General features: G+C 31.1%; 12 protein-coding genes. 6 read left to right on the top strand and 6 right to left on the bottom strand.

What is annotated here, in order from left to right; translation table 4 throughout:
* Positions 1-8 precede the first annotated feature (8 nt).
* The 6 genes from CXP39_RS02090 (at position 9) to dinB (ending at position 7,052) form a co-directional block, all read left to right on the top strand.
* Complete coding sequence (locus CXP39_RS02090) at positions 9-2,636, top strand: ABC transporter permease (protein ID WP_027048068.1); 2,628 nt, start codon at positions 9-11, stop codon at positions 2,634-2,636.
* Between the two features lie 78 nt (positions 2,637-2,714).
* Positions 2,715-3,551 (top strand): riboflavin kinase, encoded by an 837-nt coding sequence (locus CXP39_RS02095; RefSeq protein ID WP_051591851.1) that lies wholly within the window; start codon positions 2,715-2,717, stop codon positions 3,549-3,551.
* A gap of 8 nt (positions 3,552-3,559) precedes the next feature.
* Positions 3,560-4,444, top strand: a complete 885-nt coding sequence (locus tag CXP39_RS02100) for a deoxyribonuclease IV (protein WP_027048067.1) — start codon at positions 3,560-3,562, stop codon at positions 4,442-4,444.
* A 59-nt stretch (positions 4,445-4,503) separates the two neighbouring features.
* Entirely contained in the window at positions 4,504-4,908 is a 405-nt protein-coding gene (gene nusB / locus CXP39_RS02105; RefSeq protein ID WP_036256228.1) for a transcription antitermination factor NusB, read from the top strand.
* Positions 4,909-4,911: 3 nt separating this feature from the next.
* Positions 4,912-5,718, top strand: a complete 807-nt coding sequence (locus CXP39_RS02110) for a TlyA family RNA methyltransferase (RefSeq protein WP_027048065.1) — start codon at positions 4,912-4,914, stop codon at positions 5,716-5,718.
* Positions 5,719-5,732: 14 nt separating this feature from the next.
* Positions 5,733-7,052 (top strand): DNA polymerase IV, encoded by a 1,320-nt coding sequence (gene dinB / locus CXP39_RS02115; protein WP_051591850.1) that lies wholly within the window; start codon positions 5,733-5,735, stop codon positions 7,050-7,052.
* A 17-nt stretch (positions 7,053-7,069) separates the two neighbouring features.
* On the opposite strand, the gene coaE is transcribed toward dinB, so the two are convergent.
* The 6 genes from coaE to CXP39_RS02145 all read right to left on the bottom strand — a co-directional run bounded on the left by coaE (position 7,070) and on the right by CXP39_RS02145 (position 12,129).
* A complete protein-coding gene (coaE, locus tag CXP39_RS02120) occupies positions 7,070-7,633 on the bottom strand; it encodes a dephospho-CoA kinase (protein WP_027048064.1) in 564 nt (187 codons plus the stop codon).
* Between the two features lies 1 nt (position 7,634).
* Positions 7,635-7,916, bottom strand: a complete 282-nt coding sequence (locus tag CXP39_RS02125) for a hypothetical protein (RefSeq protein ID WP_027048063.1) — start codon at positions 7,914-7,916, stop codon at positions 7,635-7,637.
* A 109-nt stretch (positions 7,917-8,025) separates the two neighbouring features.
* Complete coding sequence (locus CXP39_RS02130; protein WP_027048062.1) at positions 8,026-8,568, bottom strand: hypothetical protein; 543 nt, start codon at positions 8,566-8,568, stop codon at positions 8,026-8,028.
* Between the two features lie 70 nt (positions 8,569-8,638).
* Positions 8,639-10,153, bottom strand: coding sequence for a glycerol kinase GlpK (gene glpK / locus CXP39_RS02135; protein ID WP_027048061.1), 1,515 nt, complete (start codon positions 10,151-10,153; stop codon positions 8,639-8,641).
* Between the two features lie 16 nt (positions 10,154-10,169).
* Positions 10,170-11,321: a type 2 glycerol-3-phosphate oxidase gene (glpO, locus tag CXP39_RS02140; RefSeq protein WP_027048060.1), complete on the bottom strand. Its 1,152-nt coding sequence runs from the start codon at positions 11,319-11,321 to the stop codon at positions 10,170-10,172.
* 19 nt (positions 11,322-11,340) lie between these two features.
* Entirely contained in the window at positions 11,341-12,129 is a 789-nt protein-coding gene (locus tag CXP39_RS02145; protein WP_027048059.1) for an MIP/aquaporin family protein, read from the bottom strand.
* Between the last annotated feature and the right edge of the window lie 80 nt (positions 12,130-12,209).

Consider the following 12,209-nt stretch of genomic DNA (forward strand, 5'->3'; position numbering starts at 1 on the left):
AATATTTTATGTCTAAAAAAAATGACAAAAAATTCGTTAAGCGCAACGAAACAATTGACGGATGATTTAAAGGTTTGGGTCAGGCAATTAAAATTGAAATTGAGTCAAGAATTTTTATGTCTTGAAAACGAATTATTAAATTTATTGGAATTGCAGTTGTTCCAATAATTTATGGGATTACTTGTGTTTTAGCTTTTTGAAATCCAATTGAAGGAATAGGGAAAGCTCCAATTGCAATTATGAACATGGATCATAATATTATTTTGGTTAGTGCATTTGAAGAAGATAAGGCTTTGAGTCCAGAATCTTCAAGTGGTTATCGTTTAAAAATGGGGGCTTTAAATTATCGCAACGCTCAAGCAACAATTGGATCTCAAGGAGAGTCAATTGAAGACTTGCATAAAGTTGTTTATAACTTGGAAAATGGAAAAGATTTTGATGGTAATTCCAAACCAGCTGGAATTGATTTAGTTTTAAATAATGGATTAAAAATTAAAACTGGGGATAATAAAAATATTAAATACGAAGTAACCAGTAGCTGAGAAATTATTAAATCAAAATTATTGCCAAAAACAGATAACAATATTAGAGATCAAGATTATCTTTTTTCCTCTTCTAAGATTGCTGATAAGATGGCTTTGACAAATATTAAGTACATTGATAGTAATCAAGAAATTGAGAAGCAATGAAAAGGGACAAAATATTATGCTCAACTAAAACTTAAAAAAGATTATCTTGCAAACTTAATTGGTTATGCGGGTGCTCTACTATATCAAGCTGCAGCAACAGATGATGAAGTTGCTACTAACTTGAACAAATCTTTAACTGAGTGAGTTGCTGAAATGAAGAATAATCAAATTGACATATGAACTACTTTTGAGCGTAACTTTATTTTTGGTTATTATATGAGTACGTTTAATTCCTTTGCAGAAGGGATGATTATTAAAACAATACCAGCAGTGTTAACTTCATTTGTAGGAACAAATATTATGAATAGTCTTTCAATAACAGGAGATATTTTGAACCTGGCACTTGCTGATGCTGGAAATACCACTCTAAATAACGAGTTTGATAGTCACCAAAAATATGTAGTAATGAGTGTTCCTAATTTACCAGATTTGGGAACACCTGACAAGCGTCGAATTTTTGAAAAATATACTATTTTTGGAGATGTTGATGAAAATGGGGCTTTGGCAAGCACGGCGAAGGGTGGAAAATTAATTCAATTCATTAATGAAATCACTGATTTAGGTAAATGATTGTTGGATAATACTAAGGTTTTGGATGCCTTAGGAATTATTACAGGAAATTCAGAGTTTCAGCAATTTATTAAGACTTTGATTATCAATATTATAGATGCAGGAATTAAAGAAGACGCTCCGCATCTTAATCAAGTTTTGTACAATGCCCTAATTGGACAAACAGACAAAACAGATAATACAGTTTTGTCAGTAGTCATTAAAAAAATTGCAGTATTATTTGGACTTGGCGACAATCTTAAAAAGATTGAAGCATTTTTAAATAATTTGGGAACTTTTGACACTACTTTACTAGAACCAATTATGACTCAAAAACAATTTATTCAAAATGCTGATGCTAGTGTAGCTAAAAACTCGAATTATTTGTTGGGCGCTACACGAGTTGAAGAATTACCAACTAAACTAAAAATCTTCTTCAATGACAAACTTTTGGGTGGATTTTCACCTGATGAAATTATCAAAGTAGATATTCAAGGAGAAAATAATGGCCTATACGGAATTGGGCTAGGAATATTTTTCTTAGTTATTGGATTATGAGTTGGAGTCTTGATGCAAACATTTATTTTTGATAGAGGAAAACGAGTTGCTAAGGCAACTGCCATTCAATGATATTTGTCAAAAACCGTCTTAATGATGTTGACAGTTTTTGTACAAGCAACACTTCAAATTTGGCTAGCATATGCAGTGGGATGAAACATGCTCGGTCTAGCGACAATGTGCTACATTTGGTTATGATTTATTGCATCAGGATTTCTATTTGTAATTATTATTCAATCTTTATGATTCATTGTTAAAGATGAATCAATTGGAAAATTTCTGGCTGTAATTGTAATGGTACTGTCACTAGCAGCTGGAGGTGGAACTTTTCCAGCTTTTGCTCAATTTAAATTCTTTCACTATGTAAGTTATTTTGTACCCTTTACTTATGTAATAAGAGGCTTTACAGCGATAACCTTTGGAACTTCATTAGCAACTACAACAACACTTGCAACTCAAATGTATATTTTAAAAAACTTTGCCGTCTTTTTTATCTATATTTTGATTTTTTTGAGTTTAGGTTTAACTGTCGGCGCAAGAAATCGCTTAAAGGATATGAATTATGGATCGCACCGTGGTATAAAAGTGTTTATGGCTATGAAAGAATTGGGACGTGATACTTCAAAATTTGCTACTTTTAAAACTCGAAGAAATAGTCAAAAGCCAAAGTACAGTTTTCACTGAAAAACTTTGTCAAAATCTTTTGATCAAGAGTTGTATATGAAATGTCGAGAACTATTTCCATTTGAAGGAGAATTTAAATGACACAAGAGCAAAACTTATGACTTTGTGCAGAAGCCAAATTATTCAGATGAAGACCAGATTTCTAGAAATGAATAATATTTAGATATATTAAAAAAGAAACTTTTAAAAGTTTCTTTTTATTTTATAATTAAGATATTGAAATAAGAGGATTACATGAGAAATATATATTACAGTGAACTAACAAAAATGCTTTATAATATGGACCCATCAATTGCAATAATTGGTGACTTTGGAAATTGAACTAAGAACGAGTCAAATTTATTGTTGGAAGCTAAAAAAAGATTTGCGAATGAAAATTTAAGTATGATAGTTGATTCAGACAATTATAATATTGCTAATATTATTTCAAACAACATTTTAAAAGCTAAATGCCAAGAGCAGAAACTTACGTATGTCGAATATTACAAAGCAGTTTTTGAACGTAACTGAAGCAATTTTAAACAGGATTTAAATATTAAAAAGGTAATTACATTTGATAATTATTCTGAATTGTCAAATTTAGTAAAGGCTTTTGGAAAAGAAAATGTCATTACTATTAATTGAAATGAAAATCAAGATCAATGTCTGCTAGAAATTTTAAACGCATTAGGAACGGCGAATTTAGATAAATACTTTAATCTAACAGGGCACAATTTTATTTTCAAAGGTCACGTCGAACATGGAAATCATTACGGTCGAGAACTTGGTTTTCCAACAGCGAATCTTTTAACTAATAAGATGTTAAAGGCTAAATATGGAGTTTATTTAGTAAAAGTTACTTTACCCAATGAAGATTTTACTCATTGAGGAATTGCCTCTTTTTGAATTAACAATCAAGGTGTCGAAGTTTTTGAAACCCACATTTTAAATTTTGATCAAGATATCTATGGTTGAGGAATCCAAATTGAGCTAATAAAATATTTACGTGATAATCAAAAAGTTAGTTCAGTTAAAGAACTAAAAGAAATAATCAACAATGATAAAATAGAGGCATTAAAATTAATTGCCTAGGAGGCTTTATGAAAAAATATCCAATTCTTGGTTCACATGTTTCAGCATCAGAAAAAAATAACTATTTAATTGGGGCTGTGACTGAAAGTGTTAATAATGACGCAAACACTTTCATGATTTATACGGGCCCACCTCAAAATGCTAATCGCAAACCAATAGAGAATTTTAAAATAGCAGAAATGCATGAATTATTGAAAAAGTATAATCTTGATATTAATGATTTAGTGGTTCATGCTCCATATTTAATTAATATATCTAATCCTGTTAATGAGGCAACTTGAAATTTTGGGATTCAATTGCTAATTCGTGAAATTGAAAGATGCGAAGCAATTGGAATTAATATTTTAGTATTGCATCCTGGCGCATATACTAAAGGAGAACCAACTCAGGCATTAGAGAAACTAATTGAGGGTTTGAACCTTGTTAGTGAATATCAAAATAATGTTAGAATAGCGATTGAAACAATGAGCGGCAAAGGAACTGAAGTCGGAACTGATTTGCAACAAATTGCTTATGTAATATCCAAATTAAACAATCCTGAAAAAGTTGGAGTTTGCTTAGATACCTGTCATATGAATGATGCTGGATATGATTTAAGTACTTGATCTGCTATCAAAGAAACAATCACTAAAACAGTAGGTTCTGATAAGATTTTGGTATTTCATTTAAATGATTCAAAAAATCCTATTGGAGCTCATAAAGATCGCCATGAAAATATTGGTTATGGAACAATTGGGTTTGAAATACTAAATGAGATTTTATGAGATACTGATTATCAAGAAATTCCAAAAATTTTGGAAACACCATATGTTCGAGACGTTTCACCATATAAAGCAGAAATTAGCGATTTGAGAAATAAAACTTTTACAGATCCCTTTAAAAGTCTGAAATAGGAATTGCTTATAAGTCTGGGAAATGAGATAATAATAAGGATGAAAAGGAGAGCTTTAAAATGGAAGAATTAAAAATTAGTTTAACTACTAGAAGAAAACTTTTAGTTCAAATGTATTATAGATATTTGCTGGCCAGCTCTTCTTTAGAATATATTAAGCAAGATATTTTAGATGAAACTCAAGCGCAACTAGACGAGAAAACGGCTCTGATTGCTAATGATATTAATGAAAAACTAGAAGAACTTATTATAATTGTTGAAGAACATTTATCAATTGACTGAAAATGAGAAAGGCTACCAGCTTTAATTGGAGCAATTTTTGTAATTGGCTCTTATGAAATAAAATATACTGATACTCCAAAGCCAGTGACAATTAATGAGATGGTTAAACTCACAAAGGAATTGGAGCCAGATTTTGACTATAAATTTATAAACGCTGTTTTAGATAAAATTAGAAAAATATAGCTTATGAAAATGAGATTGGATCACTATTTAGTTGATAATGGTTTGGCTGAAAATCGCAGCAAAGCTAAACTATATATTTCCGGACAAAAGAAAGTTTATGTTAACAATAAACTTATTAATAAAGCCGGCTTTTCTGTTTCTCAAGAAGATATTATAAAAGTAGTGGATATTGAAAAGGAATTTGTTTCACGAGCCGGGCTAAAACTTTATAAAGCAATCAAAGTTTGAAACATCAATTTGGATAACAAAATTTGTCTAGATATTGGAGCTTCAACGGGTGGATTTACTCAATGTTGCTTAGAAAATAATGCTCGAAAAGTTTTTGCTGTTGATGTTGGAATAGATCAATTGCATTCAACTTTAAAAAATGATCATCGAGTTATAAGCATGGAGAAGTATAATTTTCGCAATGCTAAGAAAAATGATTTTGGCAATAATATTGACTTTTTTTCTTGTGATGTAAGTTTTATTTCAGTTATTAAAATTTTAGAGGCACTTACAGATATTCTAGAAGAAAATGCCCAAGGAGTAATTCTTATTAAGCCACAATTTGAGTCTGAGGTTTTTGAAATAAAAAATGGAAAAGCTAATTCAAAAGAACTTCATGTTAAAGCAATTTTAAAAATAGTCACTTTCGCAAATGGCTTGGGTTTTGATTTAACTGATTTGGACTTCTCTCCAATAACTGGTAACAAAAAGCAAAATATTGAATATTTGGCTTTTTTAACTAAAAAATCTGGTTCGGCAAAAATATGAGCTATCGATGAAATTGAAGCTATCGTTAATTGCGCCTGAAAGGCTCTATCTTAAGGAGGAAATTAGTTATGAGTATGAATAATCATAAAATTATTTTTCACCTTGATATGGATGCTTTTTTTGCAAATTGTATGCAATCACGTTATCCAGAATTAAAGGGTAAGCCCGTTGTTATTTCTCGAGATGATCGTCGTAGCATTATTACGGCAGCTTCTTATGAAGCACGCAAATATGGAGTCAAAAGTGCTATGCCAATTTTTGAGGCAAAAAAATTATGTATTGATTTAATTATTATGGAACCTGATTATGCATTGTTTTCTGAAATCTCTCGAAAAATCTGAGAATTAATTGATAAGCATTTTACACCAAAATTAGAAATTGCATCAATTGATGAATGCTATATTGATGTCACAAGTAGCTGGCAAAAATTTGGCTCACCCAAAAAAATGGCTGAAAAAATTCAAGAAACAATTTATAAAGAATTGAAGCTTACATGTTCAATTGGCATTAGCTTTACAAAATTTTTGGCCAAAATGAGTTCTGATATGAATAAGCCTAATGGTATTACGATGTTAAGTCCACAACTCTTTAATCAAAAAATATGGCGACTACCAATTGGTCAAATGTATGGTGTAGGAAAACGAACAGCTGAACTAATGACCGCCAATGGGATTTTGTTAATTCATGATTTGGCAAAAGCTGAAAATAACTTTCTAATTGAAAAATTTGGAGACTATGCAATTAAGTTGAAATTAAATGCTTTGGGACAGGGAAGTGATTTAGTAAAAATAGATAACAACATTTTAAAATCAATATCAAATGAAATAACTTTGGATATTTTTACAAATGATATCAACGAGCTAGAAGATAAAATCTTTCATATTGCGGCTAATGTTTCTTCAAGAGCAGTTAAGCGCCGAATGAAGGCAAGAACAGTGTCAATTATTATTCGGTATGAGGAAATTCGCAATAAGGGGCAGGTATTTGATAAATTGGATCATATTAAAACGAAACGTCGTCAAGAGTCAATTCCTGAATATAGCAATGATTTGGAAATAATTTATTCAACAGCAAAATTTTTATTTAATGAAATGTACGATTCTTCGAAGCGAATTTCATTAATTGGTGTCGGACTTAGTAATCTGGTTTTAGAAAATTCGATACCTCAGCAATTAAGTCTTTGAAGTGAAAATGCAAATTTAAAAGCTTTTAAGGATTCTTCAAAGTTGATAAGCGAGATTAATGAAAAGCTCGGATTTAATTCTTTAACTTCAGGAAAAGAATTTCAAAAAGTGAATCAGTCGCAAATTGATAATGGAAAATTTTTAAAGAACTATGATTCTCATATTCTTAATAAAGAATTGCGAAAAATCAAAAAGGGCAAATAATAGAAAAAATAGTTCACTTAATCGTGAACTATTTTTTCTATTATTTGATCAATCTTTAAAAAAGTTGCTCTTGATTTGCGATTTTTTATTTTAAAATTATAGGCAAACTTTTTTAACTTTTGTTGCTTTAAGATTTTGACTGTTTGATACCAGCCTTTTTTATCTCTTGAATAAATTCTTAAACAGTTTATTAAAGGATTTCCAACTGTAACTTTTATATAAATATCAATTTGGGAAATACTTAAGAGTGGTAAAATTGCTCCATCAATGACAATATCACTGTTATACAATGCGATTTTCTGAATAATAGCTTCTTTCAATCGCGGCCAAATAATTTTGTTAATGAGCTCAGTATTACTTGCCGATTTTGCCAGCTCTTGTCTTAATTTAGCACGATTTAAAACATTACCATCAAAGCAATGTGGGAAAGCTTTTCGTAGTTTTTCCTTAATTTCTTTTTCTTCTACTATCTCTTTGGCAAGTTCGTCTACATCAATAAGGTCAAAATCATATTTGCTACGAATATATTTAGCAATAGTTGTTTTACCAGAGCCAATTTTTCCATACAACCCTATAATCATTTTATAGTCCCCTACTCATTATACTCAATTGCTTTTCAGCAGAAATTTTTGTTGCAGTAATAATTAAATTGCTTCTGCGATCAATAATAAAATATATTTGTGTATTTGAAGCTGATATATAAATTTCGTTTCCAGCTTCAAAACTTCTTGTCGAATTTTCAATATGTTTAATAACAGCTTCCTTCACTTCATAATCAGGTGCCATTTTAAGATTTAGACGTTCACGACATCTTTGCAATCCATGATCAGAAAAAACATAGTTATGCTTATAGTAAAAACTCACTCTAAGACCCTCCTGCTTGTATATAAAATAATTATATTATACAAACAGGCTAAACCAATGATTTACTAAAAATTTCTTTCAGTTCCCCAACAATTTTGCTTAAAATTGTTTATAACTTATTTCGGGAAATATTATATCTTTCACAAATGGTTTTCTTAGTTATTCCATTAACATAATCATTAAATATTTTTCGAAACCGTTCATCATGATATTTTACAAAGTACTTATCTAGAATGTCCTGATATCCTAAACCAACTGACCAATCAGATTCACAAAAATTTTCATAGTCATGATCTGTTTGCTCATGCAACGAATAAGCTTGGTTGACGATTCTAAATTTATTATTAGAATATTTGATACAAACATCCATAGTTTTTCAATATACAGCATCAATAATATAAGATATAAATTTTTTACGCTTACTTTTTATTTTGTAATCCTTGATTGCCAACTCAAAGACTTCTCAAGCGGTGCTTTGCAAATCCTCTTTTTCAATTGGCAAACAACTAAACTTTTTAAATGCCTTATCAATTGCGTAGTTTATAGGCTTTTTTAAAATACCAAAAAGATGTAGTTTTTCTTTCTCCGTTAATCTAGTCAAACCCTTGTGACAATAATATTCAACAGCTTGCGCATAATTAGAATTTTCCATAAAAATTCTCCTTTCAAAAAGTATTAGAATTTTTTTGAAATTTTGTTCTTATGTTTATTCTTATGTTTCTTTATTTTGTTTCAAGTTCCTTAACTCACCCAAAAGTTCTTGTTACTGCAGAAGTTCAACCCTGAATTAAATTTTTTGCCTCTTCTTTTTTAATTTGTGGTTTTCAACTCATATCAACAGCATAATTTTGTTTTATTTCTTCAACATCTTTTCAATATTTAACTGCCAACCCTGCCATATAGGCAGCTCCCATTGCAGTTGTTTCAATGTTAGTCGGCTTAATTACTTCTCCTTGAGAAATATTTGCTTGGAACTGCATTAAGAATTTATTTCTACAAGCTCCTCCATCAACTTTAATATGCAAGAATGGTTTTTTGATATCTTTTGACATTGCACTAATTACGTCATTTGCCTGATAAGCAATTGCCTCTAAAGTAGCACGAACAATGTGCTCACGTTTAGTTCCTCTGTCTAAACCAAAAATAGCTCCTCGTGAATATGAATCTCAATATGGTGATCCCAATCCTGTAAATGATGGAACTACATATACACGACGATCATCAGAAACTTGACCAGCATATCATTCGGTTTCAGTCGCATTATAAACCAAACGCAAATTATCTCTTAATCATTGAATGGCAGCTCCAGCAATCATTACCGAACCTTCTAATGCATAAGTAATTTCACCGTTATAAGCAGCAGCAATAGTAGTTAATAAACCATGCTCAGAAAATATTTTGCTTGCTCCGGTATTCATCAAAATAAAAGCTCCAGTCCCGTAAGTAATTTTTGCTTCTCCTTGTTTTGTGCATAGTTGGCCAAATAAGGCTGATTGTTGGTCTCCAATTGAGGAAGCAATTTTAATACGTGTATTATCTGCTTTTGATATTAAACCTGCAAATGTTTCTCCATAAACTTCACTACATGATTTAATTTCTGGGAGAATATTTTTAGGAATATTAAACAATTGTAATAATTCCTCATCTCAGTCATTAGTATGGATATTATAAAGTAAAGTACGCTGAGCATTCGTATGGTCAGTTATAAATTTTTCCCCGCCAGTTAAGCGATAAATTAATCATGTATTGATTGTTCCAAATTTTAATTTTCCCTCTTCTGCTAGTTGTCTCGCTCCCTGAACGTTATCCAAAATTCATTGAACTTTTGTCGCTGAAAAGTATGGATTAATGATTAATCCTGTTTTATTACGAACCATATCAACTTGTTCTTGTGTCATTTGCTCACAAAGTTTTGCTGTTCGTTGGTCTTGTCAAACAATCGCATTATAAATTGGTAAACCAGTTTCACTGTTCCATAAGACCACAGTTTCACGTTGATTGGTGATTCCGATTGCCTCAATTTGATTTCCCTTAATTTTTGATTTATTCAAAACTGATACTAGCGTAGTACGTTGAGTATTTCAAATTTCAACAGCATCATGTTCTACTCAGCCTTCTTTTGGAAAATACTGCGTAAATTCACTTTGTTCAACTGCAATAATATCTCCTTGTTTGTTTGTAATTAAACTTCTTGCACTAGTTGTCCCCTCATCAAGAGTCAAAATATATTTTTCCATAGTTCTCCTTTATAAATTAGTTTTCAATTGGATTTCAATTTAACTTATTAGTCAGTTTAATTTTTGTTTTAATCATTTCAATGACGTAGTCAGCAAGTGCTGGGGCTGAAGAAATTCCTGGACTTTTAATTCCAGCGACATTGATGAAGTGATCATTTTGGCTTGAAAAATTGATATAAAAATCATCATTTTCTTTTCAAATTGCTCTTGATCCTGAAAAGTGATAACAAGTGTGCTCCATTTTTAATCCAGGAACAATACGAGTTCCAATTTCACCAATTTCGTTATATTTATTAGTTGTAATTAGTCTTGTTTCGTCGCGAGAAATTCCCTCCTCGGCAGTTGGTCCAACTAATGTACGACCATCTAGCATTGGTGCCACTAAGACACCTTTTCCATAAACAGTAGGTACCATAAATAGAACTGAATTTATTTGAGGCTGACTGAAACGCTCCAAAACACGATATTCTCCTCTTCGACGCTTTAATGTAAAATCTGTCGCCCCCGTAAATTTGGCAATTTCGTCTCCTCAGTGACCAGCACAATTAATAATTATTTTTGCTTTAATAACATCTCCATCAGAATTTCTTACTTTCATAAAATCTTTACTCTGAGTATCAATAGATGCCACTTTTCAATTTAATTTTAATTCCACATTGTTTTTGATTGCATTGCTGAGCAACTTTTTAGATAATGCTACAGGATCAATTAAAACTGATGAATTACAAAGTAGTGCCCCCACTACATCAGTACTAATATTAGGCTCTCTTTTTTGAACTTCTTCAAAGTTTAAAATTTTCATTTCATGAGCTTGTAATCCATTTGACAAACCTCGGTTGTACAAAACTTCAAGTTCTCCTTTTTCATATTCGTTAAAAGCCAATACTAATGAGTCAATTCGCTTATAAGGAAAATTTAATTGCTTAAATCATTCTTCGTAGCGAATTTTTCCAAGCACATTTAATTTGGCATTTAGTGTTCCTATTTTTGCGTCAAATCCACCATGAATTAATCCTGAATTGCCTGTTGTAGTTTCGTCAGCAACAACTGGATTTTTTTCTAAAATTACTACATTAGTATGATACTTTCCTAATTCCCGAGCAATTGAAGCTCCCATTATTCCTGCTCCGATAATGCAAATATCATAATTTATTTCTTTTCTAATCATATTTTCTCTTTCTGCTGTTTTATATTGCTAATCAAATTAGCCCTGATACGATTGCTGCTGAAAGTGGTGCAGCCACTGGAATTCATGCATACTCTCAGTCACTTTTTCCCTTACCTCTGGTTGGCATTAAAGCGTGAACAATTCTTGGCCCCAAATCACGAGCGGGATTAATTGCATAACCAGTAGTTCCCCCTAAAGATAGACCAATTGAAATTACAACAATACCAACAATTACAGGACCAAGTCCTCCAATAATGTTTCCATTTAAAGCACTAAATCTTGGAATTGCTAAAATGGCAAAAATCAAAATAAATGTACCAACAAATTCCATTCCAAAATTTGCGGCAATAGATTTTGTTGTAGCTCCAGTTGAATGCATTCCCAAAACATTTGCAGTTGCAAATTCTTCTTTTGATCCCAAGGTCATTTGAATATGTTTATAGTATAATAAATCTACAATAATTTGTCCTAATGCAGCTCCAATAAATTGAATCACTAGAACTCCAAAAAATAATCCAACTTGTGCTCCAGTTGAAGAGTCAACAAAGCCTCAAGTTCCTTTTCAATCTGCAATTGAAGCTCCAAGCATAACAGCAGGATTTAATCATCCTTTACCGCCTAAAAAAGCAGACGAAATTAAGGCAGCAACTGTTACAGCAAATCCTCATCCAAAACAAATAGATAATCATCCAGCATTGTTTCCTTTTGTACCTTTTAATACAATATTAGCAACAATTCCATTTCCCAAAACTATTAATAATGCTGTTCCAAATAACTCCGTTAACAGCAAAGTACTTGTTTGTGTCATATTTTTTATTCCTTTTCTATTCTACTCTTTAATTTAATCTTTTTAAAATATTTTTGCAAGTTAATTTCCGAAAATATTTT

This window comes from Mesoplasma syrphidae, from assembly GCF_002843565.1.
Taxonomy (GTDB): domain Bacteria; phylum Bacillota_I; class Bacilli_A; order Mycoplasmatales; family Mycoplasmataceae; genus Tullyiplasma; species Tullyiplasma syrphidae.